Raw genomic sequence first — 14,948 nt, forward strand, 5'->3', positions numbered from 1 at the left:
TCCCCACCTATGATCAGGATAGCAACCCATAAAACCTCAGCGGAAGTTGCTGTGAGAGATTTCAGTTTTTTGCCTGTAGTACAAAAGCTGTTAGCACAGTGGATTCATGCTGAGAATGATTTTGACAGAGCCACAGGAAGCACGATGAATGTTTTGATTGTTTTCGCTCATCCAGAACCCCAAAGTTTCAATGGAGCCTTGTTTCAGAGGGCGATCGATACGCTTAAAGAATTGGGACATGATGTACAGTGTTCAGATCTTTACACGATGGGGTTTGATCCGGTATCCGATCGCCGCAACTTCACTTCCATAAAAGATCCTAACGCTTTCAAGCAGCAGATTGAAGAGCTGTACGCAACTGAGGTTGAAGGCTTCGTTCCAGAACTTGAAGCCGAACTCCAAAAACTAGAATGGTGCGATTTAATGATCTGGCAGTTTCCGCTGTGGTGGTTCAGTGTACCCGCCATTTTAAAGGGATGGGTCGATCGCGTTTTTGCAATGGGGCGTGTATACGGTAATGGACATATTTACGAAACAGGTCGATTTCGTGGCAAGAAAGCAATGCTTTCGTTAACGGTAGGTGGAGCAAAAGAGGCTTATCTTGAAGATGGCTTTAACGGTGACATTCAGGCGATTCTTCGACCTATTCAGCGTGGCATTCTGCAATTTACTGGCTTTGATGTTCTTGCTCCACATATTGTTTATGCGCCTATCCGTCAAACTGATCAAGTTCGTCAGGAGATTTTAGATGATTTTTCTCAACGATTAAAAACGATTGAAGATGAATTACCAATCGCCGTTGGCAGATACTAATCAGCGTTCTAAATGTTGAAAGTTAATGACTAAAGCTGCTGTTGGATACTTTTATTGGCGACAGGTGTAGATAAAACGATCGAAACCTCCACTGAGCCAAGCTGCAAGAATTTCTCCATCAAAGCTTCCAAATGCTGCATTGAAGGAAGAACCGCTTTCAAAAGGTAATACTCATTGCCAACAACTCGATGCGCCTCAATGATCTCTGGCAGCGCGATCGCCATTTCTCGCAGTTTTTGACAATGCTCAACCCGAACTCGCAGCTTGAAAAACGCCATTACAGGCAAACCAATTTTCTCCCGATTGAGCTTGATGCTGTAGCCTTCGATGATTCCTTCATCTTCTAGCTTACGGACACGTTCTGCGATCGCCGTTCCTGTGAGCTTAATTCTCTGACCCAGTTCTTTAAACGAAATTCGCGCTTCCACTTGCAGGATTGATAGAATTTCCCAGTCCACTTCATCCAGGTGTGCGATCGCTCCCATACTGACCTCTGCAACACATTCTATATGCCGTCATTTTACTTACTCAAGCATTAGGCGGCTACTACTTCATTCTATAAAGCGTTGCACGCAATTTTCGCTTAATAGTGAAGCAAAAAGACAAAAACGGTTGATATTTCGTCTGTACTTTGACCTAAAGTTTTCCTACGCTAAAGAAGCAGCAGAAATTCGAGGAAAGCATTCAATGGAATTAGGATTACAAAACAAGGTTGTGTTGATAACAGGTGCTAGCAAAGGCTTGGGAGCAGCGATCGCGACTGCTTTTGCTGAAGAAGGCAGTAAACTTATCCTGGTTGCCCGCACTCAATCAGAGCTAGATCAGGTTGCAGCGAACGCTGAAGAATTAGGAGCCTCAGCGGTGTTAACGATCGCCGCAGATCTGACTCAGACAAATGAAATCGATCGAGTGGTGTCAAAAGCGATCGCTCAATTCAGCACGATTCACGTCCTGGTCAATAATGCAGGTATTTTAGGAAGTTTTTCGTCCTTTGCAGACCTGACAGATGATGAATGGCTGCAAGTCTTCAATCTCAACTTATTTTCCGTTGTGAAACTAACTCGTGCCATTCTGCCCTACATGGTTCAGCAACACTGGGGACGCATCATTAATCTATCTTCAGAGAGTGGTTTACAGCCCGATGCCGCCATGCCTCATTATGCTGCCACTAAAGCAGCTCTATTAAACCTGACCAAAAGTTTGTCTAAAGCCTACGGACAGCATGGTGTGTTGGTGAATAGCGTTTCACCCGCTTTTATCAAGACACCAATGGTGGAGGCAATGCTAAAACAAATCGCTCAAGACCAGCATTTGAGTATTCAGGATGCTGAGGCATATTTTCTGAAGGAAAACCGTCCGCATATTGAGCTAAAACGAGGCGGCACTGCGGCTGAAGTTGCAGCAGCAGTTGTGTTTCTCGCTTCTGAAGCAGCTTCATTCATCATCGGAACTAATCTACGAGTTGATGGGGGTTCCGTTGCCAGTATTTAGCGATCGCAAACACTCTTTCGATAAAGTAATTTCAACGCATTAACAAGTCTTTAAACACGGTGGAGAATACCAATGAAAGAACAACAAGTTTGGTTCATTACTGGCTGTTCATCAGGTTTTGGACATGCTTTGGCAGAAACAGCGTTAGAGCATGGTGAACGAGTTGTTGCAACTGCTCGCAACCCTCAACAGTTGAACGATTTAGTGCTGCAATATGGCACTCGCATTCTGGCATTGCCGCTAGATGTGACCCAATCTTTCGATATCCAAGCAGCAGTGAGTCAAGCGATCGCTACCTTTGGACAAATCGACGTGTTAGTGAACAACGCTGGCTATGGCGTATTTGGAGCCGTAGAAGAAGTGAGTGATGCTGATATCAAGCAACAGTTTGAAACAAATGTGTATGGCTCGCTAAATGTAACTCGTGCGGTTTTACCTCACCTGCGTCGGCAACGTTCGGGGCATATTCTCAACATTTCTTCTAGCGGCGGTTTTGTAGGTTTTGCGGGGGCAGGTATTTACTGCGCCTCCAAATTTGCGCTGGAAGGGTGGTCAGAAGCTTTGGCGAAAGAAGTCGCTCCGTTAGGAATTCGCGTCACGATCGTGGAGCCGGGTGCTTTCCGAACCGCATTCAATAGTGCTCTGGTTTCCCCTGATCAAGCCATTGAAGACTACGCTGCAACCAGCGGTCAGATGCTTCAGTGGCTTGATCAGATGAACGGTCAACAACCCGGCGACCCAAAGCGAGCAGCAACCGCAATTCTGCAAGCCGTGCATCACTCTGCTCCTCCTTTACGGCTGCTGCTGGGCGCAGATGTGCTGGATGTTGTTCATGCCAAATTGGAAGCTGTAGCGGCTGATTTGGCAGCCTGGAAGGATATTTCAATCGATACTGCTTTTGAAGGATTGGCTGTGAGTGCGATCGGGGGTTAGGATAATTTTCTATAACTCGGTAAGCTGCGATCGTTGCTATTTACATCAGTCGGGAAAGTTCAAGAAAATTTTAGTCAAGATGAAGGGAGTGTTGTTGAATCCGTATAGGAGTCTACATCAATGGAATTTGAGATTGCCCTTCACGTTGCTGATGAAGCAGTCTTCCTGAAGGCAGGAAGAAGGCTGCTGCCTGTCGAAGTGGCAGTCTTACAAGGTTCTTGGCGGCGGCAAACCTATGAGCAAATTGCGAATGAAACGAACTACTCTGTCAACTACCTAAAGTTAGATGTGGGTCCCAAGCTATGGAAACTCTTGTCTCAAGCCCTGGGTGAGACAGTCAGCAAGACGACGGTTCAAGCGGTTCTGGAGCGGCAGTGGCGATGGAATCAGGACACGGGTTGGAGTAATAGCGCGGTACAGACGAATCAAAAGATAAGCTCTCCTGCTCAGGATTGGAGTGAAGCAATCGATGTCTCTGTTTTCCACGGTCGCACCTCGGAACTCGAAACGCTCGCACAGTGGATTGTGCAGGATCGCTGTCGCTTGATTACGGTTTTGGGCATGGGTGGAATTGGCAAGAGTTCCCTGGCTGCCAAAATTGCGAAGCAACTGCAAAATTCATTTGAATTTGTCATTTGGCGCAGCCTCCGCAATGCTCCTCCTCTAAGCACCCTTTTAGATGACGTGATCCCTTTTCTGTCGCAGCAGCAAGACTACAAAGCAGAGCCACATCGACTGCTGCACTGGCTACAATCGCATCGTTGCCTAGTCATTTTGGATAACGTAGAAACGATTTTGCAGGCAGGCGGTCAGGCAGGACAATACCAACCTGATTATGAGGATTACGGTGATCTATTTCGCTTGATGGGCGAGTCAGTGCATCAAAGCTGCCTGATCCTCACCAGTCGCGAGAAGCCTGCTGAAATTGCCATGATGGATGGTATTTGGGTGCAATCGCTGTACTTGAACGGCTCTCAGGATACCGCTTTAGCCTTGATTGAATCAAAGGGATTGGTTGGAACAGACACAGAGAAGCTTCAGCTCTGCGAGATCTATAATAGCAACCCGCTAGCTTTGAAGATTGTGGCATCTTCAATTCAAAATTTATTCGATGGCGAAATTCAGGGGTTTCTTCAAACAGAAACGATCGTTTTTAACGGTATTCGGCGGCTGTTAGATCAGCAATTTGAGCGGCTGTCCGAACTGGAAAAAACAGTGATGTACTGGCTTGCAATTAATCGAGAATATACATCCATTGCAGAGCTGTTAGAGGACATTGTGCCTCCGGTTTCCCGATCGCACCTGCTAGAAGCACTGGAATCCCTAAGCTGGCGAAATCTGATAGAAATTGCTCCGCGCAGCTACAGAGAGACACCCTTACAGCCAAGAGAAGATTCTCCTGGCAAATATACGCAGCAATCCGTCGTGATGGAGTATGTGACCGAACAGTTTATTGAAAAGATTAAAGCTGAACTACTCACTCAGCAGCTAGATTTTTTCAATCGGTTTGCACTCATCAAAACGACAGTTCAAGATTACATTCGGGAAAGCCAAATCAGAGTCATCCTGATGCCTATCGTCACTGCCTTGCGACAAACTTTCAGGGAGGCTGAGTCAGAATCACATCTGCGGCAAATCCTGAAATGCTGCGATCGTCATCCGCTTCATCCAGAGTATGCCGCAGGAAATCTGCTCAATCTGTTGTGTCAACTTCGGGAGGATATTGTTGACTATGATTTTTCCAATCTCACCATTCGGCAAGCTTATCTCCAGAAGAATCGGTTGCAGCAGGTCAGTTTTGCCCATTCCCACATTGCTCAATCTAGCTTTATTCAGACCTTCGCGGCGATTTTTTCGATCGCCTTTAGTCCAGACAATCAGCTTCTGGCGGTAGGAGAAGCAAGCGGCAGAATATATGTTTGGCGAGTGATAGATGCTCAACTGCTGTTTAGCCTGGAAGGACATACAGGCTGGCCCTGTTGCTTGCAATTCAGTCCAGACGGAGCGCGACTTGCGAGTGCTTGCGCTGATTACACTGTTAAACTTTGGGATGTTCAAACCGGGCAATTGCTCACCACTTTGCGAGGGCACAACGGCTGGGTTTACTCCTTGAGTTTTAATCCAGAAGGTACGATTCTTGCTAGCGGCAGTTCTGACCAAACCATTAAACTTTGGGATGCTCAAACAGGACAATTGCTAAACGACTACCAGGCTCATCTGGGAACGGTGCGATCGGTTGCGTTTTTGCCCGCTGAGAACTTTATCAACAGCCCACATCATCCGATTCTGGTGAGCGGTGGAGATGACCATCTGATCAAGCTTTGGGACATCGACACAGGACATCAACTTACCGCATTACAGGGACACCAGGACTGGATACACTCGATTGCTGTGAGCAGTGACGGGTTACGTATCGCTAGCGGTAGTTCAGATTACACCATCAAACTTTGGGATGTGCAGACTGGAGCATTGCTCAACACATTGACCTCCCATACGGAAACGGTGATGTCTATCGCATTCAGTGCCGATAACCTGACGTTGGTCAGTGGCAGCGATGATTGGACCATCAAACGATGGAATGTGGAAACCGGGAAATTGCTGCAAACCTTACAGGGACACCTCAACCCAGTTAATTCGATCGCGCTCAGTCCCAACGGGTTGCTGTTAGCAAGTGGTAGCCTTGACCAAACGATTAAACTCTGGGATGCCCAAACAGGGCAACTCTTAAGAACGTTGCAGGGATATGTGTTGTGGATGCGATCGATCAGTTTCAGCCCCGATGGCACAGTTTTAGCCAGCGGCAGCACTGACCACAGCATTCGACTGTGGGATGTTAAAACGGGAAAGCTGCTGAAAACGCTGCACGGACATCAGGGCTGGGTTTGGATTCTATGCTTTAGCCCGGATGGAGAAATTCTAGCCAGTGGTGGTAACGATTACACGATCAAACTATGGGATGTTCAGAGCGGAAAACTCCTGAAAACTTTGGAAGTACACAACAATTGGATATGGGGTGTGAGCTTCAGTTCGGATGGAGCAATCCTTGCTAGCGGCAGTTGCGATCGCACTCTGCGATTATGGAATAGGCAAACTGGAGAACTCTTAAGAACAATTGAGGCACATAGTAACAGCATCACATCCGTTAGTTTTAGTCCGACTCATAATCTAGTTGCAAGCTGTAGCCGAGATCGAACAGCGAAGCTATGGGATGCAATCACCGGAGAACTCGTTCACGCCTTTCCAGAACAAATTCACGATTTAGAGGCGATCGCCTGGAGTTCAGATGGTTTGTTCATTGGAATTGGCAGTGCTGACCATACCATCCAGCTTTGGGACGCGCAAACAGGCGCGTTGCGGCAAACGCTGAAGGGACATCACAACTGGGTGCGATGCGTTGCGTTTCATCCTCACCAACCCCTGCTTGCCAGCGGCAGTTTTGACGGTACGATCAAACTCTGGGATATTGCTCAACATCTTGCTTCTGACAACTTTGAGCCAGAGTGCAGAACTCTGGAAGGACATACAGGCTGGGTGGTTTCGATCGCTTTCAGCCCAGATGGTGAAACGCTTGCTAGTTGCAGTATCGACGGCACTATTCGGTTTTGGGAAATCGAGACCGGAAAATGCCTCACGATTTTAACCGTCGATCGCCCCTACGAAGGGCTAAATATTACTGGCATCACAGGGGTTACTGAAGCTGAAAAAGCAACCTTAATTGCTCTTGGTGCTTTCATAAAAGCGACCTGACAGAAATGGAGAATTTTGAGCATGAAAATTCTTGCGATCGGCGCAACAGGCTTCATCGGATTGCCCGTTGTGCGTCAACTCATCGGATAAGGACATCAGGTTGCCCTTTTTCACCGGAGCAAAGTTAAAGGAGATGAACTGGAACGCCTGGTTCATTTCTATGGCGATCGCCAGCAGTTGCCCAATTTCAAAGCTGAGTTTGAACGATTTGCCCCAGATGTGATTCTCGATCTGATTCCCTACACTGAAACCCAAGCGCAAGCGGTTGTTCAAGTCTTCAGCGATTGCACTCAACACATCGTTGCCATCAGCAGCGGAGATGTCTACCGCAACTATGAAGGACTGCAAGGGAGAAGCAACCATCCTCCTGATCCAGTTCCTTTAAAGGAAAATGCACCCCTGCGTGAAACGCGATATCCTTACCGGGATTTAGAGGGGTTGGATTTCGAGTTTAAGCAGGATTATGACAAGATTCTGGTAGAACAGGTTTTGATCAATGCTCCAACACTTTCCACCACAATTCTGCGCCTGCCAGCCGTGTATGGGGAGGGCGATCGCCTGCAACGAATTGTTTGATCAGCGACCCGTGATTCTGCTGGAGGACAAACAGGCTTTCTGGCAGATGACTCATGAATATGTCGAGAATGTTGCAGCGTCGATCGCCCTTGCTATTACTAACGATCGCGCCACAGGACGTATCTATAATCTGGGTGAAGCAACCACTCCGACTCTACTGCAACGCATCCAACTGTTAGGACGAATTGTTGGGTGGGATGGGGAGGTTGTCAGGCTACCTACAGAAAAACTGCCTGCCCATCTTCAGATGAATTTGCAGTGGCAATATCACTTTGCCACCGATACAGGTCAAATCCGAGAGGAACTGGGGTATGTTGAACCGATTTCAGTCGAAGAAGCTTTGAGACGCACGATTGCCTGGGAGAAGGATAATTTATTGGATTCCAACCGTACCGAGCTGTTGGAGCAATATCATGCAGAAGCAGCAGTGATGACGCAATCGAGTACAGGAGAATAATTAGGTTTCTGTGATGCAAGAACCCCTCAGCTTTCGTGCTGCTACCCAATCAGATGCTGAAGCGATCGCTCAGGTTTACTTGAGTTCGAGAAAAACATTGGTTGCATTCGCGCCGATCGCCCATTCTGATGAAGTTGTCGTCCTATGGATTCGTAACCATCTGATTCCAAACCATCAGGTCATCGTGGTAGAACAAGGTCACACTATCATTGGCATGATGGCATTGTCAGTTGATCAGGAAACAGGCTGGATTGATCAGCTTTATTTGCATCCAGATTTTGTCGGTCAGAGAATCGGTACAAAGCTGGTTGAATACGCCAAAAATGCGTTAGGTTCTCCAATTCGGCTTTACACATTTCAGGAGAATCAGGGGGCAATTCGTTTTTATGAGCGGCAGGGGTTCAAAGCAATTCAGTATGGCGATGGATCAGGCAATGAAGAGAATTGCCCGGATGTGCTGTATGAATGGCGTTAGTGCCATTAGACCTCATTCTTCTGAGTGGCAACTCAACCTGAATCTGACATCCCCTGCTGGGTGCGCTTTCAATCCGTAAATGACCGTCAAAGGCTGCAACTCGTTCACGCATTCCCTGCAATCCAAACCCACCTGCCACCTGAGCTAGATCAAAACCTACTCCATTATCCGTTACTGTCAATTGAATAAATTCGTCTACTGTTCTAAGTTGAATCTTAATAACTGTTGCTTGAGCATATTTATTGATGTTTGTAAGAGCTTCTTGAAGAATGCGATAGAGTGTTCTATCAATCTCTGATGATGTAGAAGCCTGGAGATTGATATCGATTGCAATGAACATTCCGGTTCCCTGCCGAAAGTCTTCAATTAAAGCTTCAATTGCTTGCTGAAGACAAAGCTGTTCTCGAACATCAGCTCTCAACGTGCTAACCGAACATCGAACTTCCTGCATGGCGATCGCTGCCAAACGTTGAGCTTGTTCGACAAACCCTTTTGCCCGATTGACATCTTGCTGCCAGAGCTTAACTGCACTCTGTAGCTGAATATTCTGAGCAGTGAGCGTATGTCCTAGAGAATCGTGAATTTCGCGGGCGATGCGATTGCGTTCTTGAATCGCAGCTAAATCTTCTACCTGAAGCGCGTAGTTTTGCAACTGTTTATGAGCAATGGCAAGCTGTTCTTTGGTCTGTCGTTCAGATAAAAGAGTACTAACCAATTTCAACGCAAAAAATAAACCCAAACCAAACATTAAAGTTTCAGCAATCAGGTGCATCCAGAACAGATGACGGTTTTCGGCACTAACCAGTAACGTGACATTCTCTACATAGCGAACTTGATGAACTAAGAACAATAAAAAACTTAAGCCTGCCACTGCCCAACGACCGACTGATTCAAATAGAAAGCAGCTTTGAATCAGGACAATTAAATATAGCGTTGGTAAAACGTGCAAATATCCCAATGTTGCACCATAAAATATCAGGAGGATCTCAACTGCGACATAGCTAACTTTGCAGATTAGTTTGCTGCTGGGCAGAAAAGCTGCCATCACACTCAAAATCCCCAACACCAGAATATGCTGGATGGGCAATTGATTTTCTTCCAATGATTCCACTACAGCAAAGGAAAAACAGGTCGTAATCATTACCCACTCTGCATAGAGTAGGAAGCGAAACGGGTTCGGCTGGAGTTTGAGAGAATAAAAAGGAGTGTTCATAATAACAGCCCATGTGCCATTCCAAAATTACGACTATCTACACGGCAGTACCATCCCCTTTTGATATAAAAATCAGGTTTTCGCTGTTTCGATCTGCCGCTTCACAAATGAGTGATCAGTCGAGCTTTACGCAACAGAAATTGCAGCACCGTTTCTTCTCTTGTCACAATATCAATGCTGCCTTCCATCCCGGATTGGAGAAGACATTGGCGATCGCCCTGACCCAATGCCCGCTGATCTGGCATGATAGTGACTTCATAGAAGGTAGGCTTGGGAGCCGTTGCCGTGTCGTCTGGCTTGATCGTATCTTCGGAAATTTGCTGCACTTTGCCATTGAGCACACCGTAATCTGGATAAGGACAAGCTGAAACTCGCATCTGTGCCATTTGATTTATCTTCAGTTTGTCAACGTCATCCGGTGACACGCTAGCTTTAATTTGAAGTGGAGCATTGCTAGGAACTATTTGGGCAATCTCCTGCCCCATCGTCACCGTCTGTCCGGCATTGCGTAAATTCAACTTCGTGATGATGCCATCCGTCGTTGCTATAATTCGAGTTTGATTTAAGTTAATTTGTACCTGTTGCAGTTCACGAGTATCTTGCTCTCGCTGTTGATTCAGTTCAATTCGTTGCTGAATTAGGGCTTCTTTTTCTTTAGTGAGTGTCGCTAAATTTGCTGCACCGCTGGCTTGTTCCTGAGCAATCTGCTCGATCGCAATAGACACCTCTGCATTCGTTGGATTGAGTGCCGCCTGAGCGCGATGTAGTTTTGCTCTAACCGCCTCCAGCATTTGGGCTTGCTGTTCCGCCGCAAATTCCGCTTCTTCTAGCTGATCTTGAGAAAGTGCCCCACTTGCTGCAACCGTTCGATAGCGATCGCGTTTTGCCCGTGCAGCATCCAGCCCTGCTTGGGCGGCTCTCAACTCTGCGGCTGCTTCTGCCGCTGCCGTTGTCGCAGAAACCTGTCGCTCCTGATGTTCTCTACGACGACCCACAAGTTGAGCAGATGCCGAAGCCACTGCCCGATCGATGCGATCGGTTTCTGCCTGCATCTGGCGATCGAGGGCATTGATTTGAGCGTTGATTTGATTCATTTGCAATCGCGTCTGCTGAAGCCGATTCTGAAGCTGACTCTTTTGGGTTTCCAGGCGAGAATCATCGCTCGCGGCGATTAAGTCACCCTGCTGAACCGCTTGATTCTCTACAACCGCAACGTTGATAACTGTGCCTTCCACCGCTGCTTGAACGAGTCGTAATTCGCCTACAGGACGCACGGTTGCCTGTGCTTTGACGGTGACTTTGTATTTGACGATCGAGGCAAGTGGAATGGCAATGAGCATGACAGCGATAATCACAAATCCACCGAGAACGGTCCAGCGACCCAGAGGCGGCAAAAACTCATCGGATTGAATTTGAGGTAGGAATTTTTCGTCAGCACGATCGAGTTTAGTTTGCATCACAATCTCCTGAGTTGACGAGTTACATTGAATAACTCGCTGAGGCATGACCGTTAGAAGCAGCTTTTACAGCAAGAGAACTGCTTGGAGTCAGATTTGGGTGAACACTATCAAGAAAGCTCAAGTGATTGCCTGGGATCTGGCTTAGCTCCGCAGGCGTACCCTGAATTTTCAGGTGTCCCTGTTCGAGCATCACAATCCAATCCGCCCGCTGGATCACGCTGGGGCGATGGCTGATCAAAATGGTAGTTTTGCCTTGTCGCTGAGCAAAAAGCTGCTCCAGCACTCGCGTTTCACTTACTGGATCGAGTGCGCCCGTAGACTCATCTAAAATCAGCACAGGTGGATCGGTGACAATGGCTCTGGCGATCGCCAACCGCTGCTTTTGTCCGCCAGATAGGTTCGCTCCAAACTCACCCAGTACAGTTTGATAGCGATCGGGCAAGTTGCCGATAAACTCATCGGCTCCGGCAATCTGGCAGGCGCGGACGATTTGATCAAACTCGATCTGCGGGTAGCTGAACCGAAAGTTGTCGAGGATCGATCGACTCCAGAAATGCGGCTCTTGCGGAACCAACACCACCTGCTGCCGCAGACATTCCAGTGCCAAATCTTGCTGATTGTAAGCTCCGTAGCGAATGTTTCCCGATTGCGGGGAGTACAGCCCTGCCAGCAGTTTCGCCAGCGTACTTTTGCCGCAGCCCGACTCGCCGATCAAGGCAATCACCTGACCACCGGGAATCGTCAACGAAAAGTCTTGCAGCAAATCGACCCGTCCAGCATGATGAAAGTTGAGCTGAGTACAGGTGATATCTGCATCGTCGCCAATTTCTACCCAGGGCTTCTTCTCGTCGTTGAGGTTTTCTGGTGTCGCGTCGATTACCTCCGTTAATCGCTGAATCACGATTTGGGCCATGATGAATTCATCAACTAACCCGATTACCGCTCCTAAAAAACCGAGAAAATTGCCGCTCATGCCGTTGTAGGCGAGAAGCTGCCCGATCGAGAGGGTGCGATCGATGACCAGGTAGCTGCCCAACCAGAGTAATGCAATGCTGGTAAACGAGGAAAGAATCCCCGTAATTGTGCCGCTATACAGCCCCAGCTTCATCGTACCCCAGCCCAGCCTTGCCAGCCGCCCATAGTTGCTTTGATATTCCTGCCATGCTTGCGGGGTTGCCTGCGTCGTTTTCAGCACCATCGAACCGCGAAAGGTTTCCACAAGAAACCCCTGATTCTCAGTCCCCAAAACAATCAAGCTGCGCGTTTTCTGACGCATGGCAGGCAAGAAGAGCAGATTCACCAGTGTCACCAGAATGAATGCGGCGATCGATGCCAGCGTTAGTTGCCAGCTATAGATCAGCATGACGCACAGAGAGACGATCGCAATAAAGAACTGGCTGGGTAAACCTAACACGATTGCAGATACCAGAGAATCGATCGCATTCACATCGGCAATCCGGCTGACCACCTCGCCACTGCGTCGCCCTTCAAAGTAGCTGAGCGGCAAATGCAGCAGCTTGCGCCCATATTCGAGAATTAATCCAAGCTGCAATCGCTGTCCAAAATGCCCAATCAAATGCGCCTGCACCAGCCCGATCGCGCTTTGAAACAGATTCATCACAATCACGCCAATCGCCACGACGGTCAACAGTTGCGTGTCGCCCCGCACCAGCACATCATCGGTGAGCAACTGCATCAGAAACGGCGAAGCGAGAGAAAGTAGACCAACCCCGATGTTGATGGCGATCGCCTGTGCCAAAACAGCGCGATAGGGCAGTGCCCGCCGCAGAAACCGCCCAAAGCCGCCGATCGGATCGTCGGTCTGCTGATAGAAGCGGCTGTCGTCCGGTTCAAGTAACAGCATGATGCCATTATTCCAGCCCTGCGTTAGTTCTTGACGACTGAGATAGCGAATTCCCATTCCTGGATCGGCAACCACATATTTGCCGCGCTTGTGCCCATACAGCACAACCCAGTGCGTGCCCTTCCAGTGAATAATTGCGGGTAGCGGCACTTCATGGAGGCGATCGACTACCTGCGGGGAAGCTTTTACCTGCCGCACATTAAACCCTAACGCTTCGGCTCCTCGATATAATCCCAGTAGCGTTGTGCCGCGTGCTCCTGTACCGACTGCTTCTCGCATCCGGCTGATGGTGAACGTGCGTCCGTAATGCTTGGCGACGGTGGCAAGGCAAGCTGCTCCACAATCTTCTTCGCTATGCTGTAATACACTCTGATAGCGCATGATTAAATTACATTTGATTAACAACAAGGCGATCGCGGTCATTGCTGCGATCACTCTTACAGATATTCAATTCAATGAGTCAAGATCTGCCCAGTCTGATGCTCCAGAGAGGGAATTTCCACGTCGTTTCTGGTAGATTAACAAACGGACGTATCTGATGTATGTGTTCTTGCTGCCAAAGCTGACCTTGTTGAGAGGTACGAGTGTCCCGCGACCAGATGCCCCTCTACGGTCTACAAACTCTGCTGAGCTAGTCAAAACAACGCCATTTGAAGTCTTTCCCTGAAATTTTGCATATACTGGGTAGCCATCCCGCAACCAATCTTTAATCTCCAAGCTGCCAGAGATCGAATTTATCCCGCTGGGTCTAATCTTAGCGGTAGCCCCACCGTAACTAGCACCTACATGTAAAAAATCATCTAATCCAGCAGCGATCGTTTCAGCTTGAGTAGAAGTCAAATCGGTAAAGAGCTGTTCATCATGTTGAAGAGTATTCATAGATTAGATTTCTCCTAACTTTATTTAGCCAGTGTGAGATGTGTTTCTTGAGAAACTTGTACTCATCATATGAGCATATTTAGAAACAATCATCAGCAGAACGTCTTTGCTTAAACTCAACGAAAGAACTACTTCTCTCAGACTTTCGTTAATTCACCAACTAGTCAATTCATGCTCTACAGGGGACAGCAAAATAGAATCTCAGATACAGTAAAAAGCGATCGAAGTATTTAACCCCGATCGCTTCTCACATTTAGTATGCTAATCAAATCTTTGAAGGTTAGAGATTACTGTATAGCAATGCAGCAACGAAATTAGGCTAGCGAAGCTCTGAGCAAGTGGCTATCAGACATCCATCCACGGTCCTGCAACAAAGAGATCGCGACCAGGATTCTGCCGCATAATCACTAACCGCAGTTTGCCAATGGGTTTGCTGAAACTGTAAGTGGATTTAGGATAGTCCGTACCATCACCAGCCGCCCCTTTGAAATCGAAACGCTTGGTCTGGGTATTCAAGATACTGCCGCCGCCAATTGGCAGTCCTTGAAACAGCGCATATACGGGGTGCCCATCCTTCAATTCATCTTTAACACGTAAACTAGCACTAAATGAATTTAGTCCTTGGCGCTTGAGGCTAGCGAAAGCTCTGCCATAGAAGGCGTTTGCACCGGTATCATGAGTGAAGGGAATGGGATCGGGAAACGAAAGACCGCCATCATCAAAAGGGCGACCTCCAGCAGTAGTTTCAGCTTGGGCAGACGTCAGTTCTGTGAAAAGTTGTTCTTGTTGTACTTTGTTCATGATCTTCTCTCGGATTATCTGTGATGAACTATATCTACTCTAGAAAAGTGCTCAGAAATTACCATCAGCAGAACGTCTTTGCTTAAGCTCGGCAAATGGATGACTTCCCTCATACTTTCGTTGATTTACTTTCATTGATTCGTCAATAACTCAACCTCTGCTCTACAAAGAACGGTAAAACAGAAACAAAACTCAGGTAAAAAACGATCGCAGCATTGAACCGCGATTGCTGCTAATAT

At 47.6% G+C, this 14,948-nt stretch carries 13 protein-coding genes; 7 read left to right on the top strand and 6 right to left on the bottom strand.

What is annotated here, in order from left to right; translation table 11 throughout:
- Positions 1-9 precede the first annotated feature (9 nt).
- Positions 10-813: an NAD(P)H-dependent oxidoreductase gene (locus tag HJG54_RS25095; RefSeq protein ID WP_316431950.1), complete on the top strand. Its 804-nt coding sequence runs from the start codon at positions 10-12 to the stop codon at positions 811-813.
- A gap of 29 nt (positions 814-842) precedes the next feature.
- On the opposite strand, the gene HJG54_RS25100 is transcribed toward HJG54_RS25095, so the two are convergent.
- Entirely contained in the window at positions 843-1,298 is a 456-nt protein-coding gene (locus HJG54_RS25100; protein WP_316431951.1) for an Lrp/AsnC family transcriptional regulator, read from the bottom strand.
- 202 nt (positions 1,299-1,500) lie between these two features.
- Here HJG54_RS25100 and HJG54_RS25105 point away from each other — a divergent pair, with 202 nt between their 5' ends.
- The 6 genes from HJG54_RS25105 to HJG54_RS25130 all read left to right on the top strand — a co-directional run bounded on the left by HJG54_RS25105 (position 1,501) and on the right by HJG54_RS25130 (position 8,492).
- On the top strand, positions 1,501-2,304 hold the full coding sequence (locus tag HJG54_RS25105; RefSeq protein ID WP_316431952.1) for an SDR family NAD(P)-dependent oxidoreductase: 804 nt from the start codon (positions 1,501-1,503) through the stop codon (positions 2,302-2,304).
- A 72-nt stretch (positions 2,305-2,376) separates the two neighbouring features.
- The gene (locus HJG54_RS25110) at positions 2,377-3,237 is read left to right on the top strand and encodes an oxidoreductase (protein ID WP_316431953.1); all 861 of its coding nucleotides are present in this window, start codon (positions 2,377-2,379) and stop codon (positions 3,235-3,237) included.
- Between the two features lie 120 nt (positions 3,238-3,357).
- Complete coding sequence (locus tag HJG54_RS25115) at positions 3,358-6,984, top strand: NB-ARC domain-containing protein (protein WP_316431954.1); 3,627 nt, start codon at positions 3,358-3,360, stop codon at positions 6,982-6,984.
- Between the two features lie 177 nt (positions 6,985-7,161).
- A complete protein-coding gene (locus HJG54_RS25120; protein WP_316431955.1) occupies positions 7,162-7,560 on the top strand; it encodes a hypothetical protein in 399 nt (132 codons plus the stop codon).
- Positions 7,526-8,017, top strand: a complete 492-nt coding sequence (locus HJG54_RS25125) for an NAD-dependent epimerase/dehydratase family protein (RefSeq protein WP_316431957.1) — start codon at positions 7,526-7,528, stop codon at positions 8,015-8,017. Before HJG54_RS25120 ends, HJG54_RS25125 begins: the two co-directional genes overlap by 35 nt.
- A 13-nt stretch (positions 8,018-8,030) precedes the next feature.
- On the top strand, positions 8,031-8,492 hold the full coding sequence (locus HJG54_RS25130) for a GNAT family N-acetyltransferase (RefSeq protein WP_316431958.1): 462 nt from the start codon (positions 8,031-8,033) through the stop codon (positions 8,490-8,492).
- Here the strand turns inward: HJG54_RS25130 and HJG54_RS25135 are convergent.
- From HJG54_RS25135 to HJG54_RS25155, 5 genes are all read right to left on the bottom strand, one after another.
- Complete coding sequence (locus tag HJG54_RS25135) at positions 8,419-9,603, bottom strand: sensor histidine kinase (RefSeq protein ID WP_316431959.1); 1,185 nt, start codon at positions 9,601-9,603, stop codon at positions 8,419-8,421. The two genes, HJG54_RS25130 and HJG54_RS25135, sit on opposite strands and share 74 nt — an antisense overlap.
- Positions 9,604-9,806: 203 nt before the next feature.
- On the bottom strand, positions 9,807-11,162 hold the full coding sequence (locus tag HJG54_RS25140) for an HlyD family efflux transporter periplasmic adaptor subunit (RefSeq protein ID WP_316431960.1): 1,356 nt from the start codon (positions 11,160-11,162) through the stop codon (positions 9,807-9,809).
- A gap of 22 nt (positions 11,163-11,184) precedes the next feature.
- On the bottom strand, positions 11,185-13,410 hold the full coding sequence (locus HJG54_RS25145; RefSeq protein ID WP_316431961.1) for a peptidase domain-containing ABC transporter: 2,226 nt from the start codon (positions 13,408-13,410) through the stop codon (positions 11,185-11,187).
- 66 nt (positions 13,411-13,476) lie between these two features.
- Positions 13,477-13,908 carry a hypothetical protein gene (locus HJG54_RS25150; protein WP_316431962.1) on the bottom strand — a complete coding sequence of 144 codons (432 nt, stop codon included), beginning with the start codon at positions 13,906-13,908 and terminating at the stop codon, positions 13,477-13,479.
- Positions 13,909-14,253: 345 nt separating this feature from the next.
- Positions 14,254-14,709 carry a hypothetical protein gene (locus tag HJG54_RS25155; protein ID WP_316431963.1) on the bottom strand — a complete coding sequence of 152 codons (456 nt, stop codon included), beginning with the start codon at positions 14,707-14,709 and terminating at the stop codon, positions 14,254-14,256.
- Positions 14,710-14,948 lie beyond the last annotated feature (239 nt).

This window comes from Leptolyngbya sp. NK1-12 (genome assembly GCF_032598965.1).
Classification (GTDB): Bacteria; Cyanobacteriota; Cyanobacteriia; order Elainellales; family Elainellaceae; genus Elainella.

Coding starts and splice junctions, on each gene's coding strand:
- HJG54_RS25155 (WP_316431963.1), bottom strand. CDS start 14,709: ATGAACAAAGTACAACAAGAACAACTTTTCACAGAACTGACGTCTGCC.
- HJG54_RS25140 (WP_316431960.1), bottom strand. CDS start 11,162: ATGCAAACTAAACTCGATCGTGCTGACGAAAAATTCCTACCTCAAATT.
- HJG54_RS25100 (WP_316431951.1), bottom strand. CDS start 1,298: ATGGGAGCGATCGCACACCTGGATGAAGTGGACTGGGAAATTCTATCA.
- HJG54_RS25145 (WP_316431961.1), bottom strand. CDS start 13,410: ATGCGCTATCAGAGTGTATTACAGCATAGCGAAGAAGATTGTGGAGCA.
- HJG54_RS25105 (WP_316431952.1), top strand. CDS start 1,501: ATGGAATTAGGATTACAAAACAAGGTTGTGTTGATAACAGGTGCTAGC.
- HJG54_RS25130 (WP_316431958.1), top strand. CDS start 8,031: ATGCAAGAACCCCTCAGCTTTCGTGCTGCTACCCAATCAGATGCTGAA.
- HJG54_RS25095 (WP_316431950.1), top strand. CDS start 10: ATGATCAGGATAGCAACCCATAAAACCTCAGCGGAAGTTGCTGTGAGA.
- HJG54_RS25115 (WP_316431954.1), top strand. CDS start 3,358: ATGGAATTTGAGATTGCCCTTCACGTTGCTGATGAAGCAGTCTTCCTG.
- HJG54_RS25125 (WP_316431957.1), top strand. CDS start 7,526: ATGGGGAGGGCGATCGCCTGCAACGAATTGTTTGATCAGCGACCCGTG.
- HJG54_RS25150 (WP_316431962.1), bottom strand. CDS start 13,908: ATGAATACTCTTCAACATGATGAACAGCTCTTTACCGATTTGACTTCT.
- HJG54_RS25110 (WP_316431953.1), top strand. CDS start 2,377: ATGAAAGAACAACAAGTTTGGTTCATTACTGGCTGTTCATCAGGTTTT.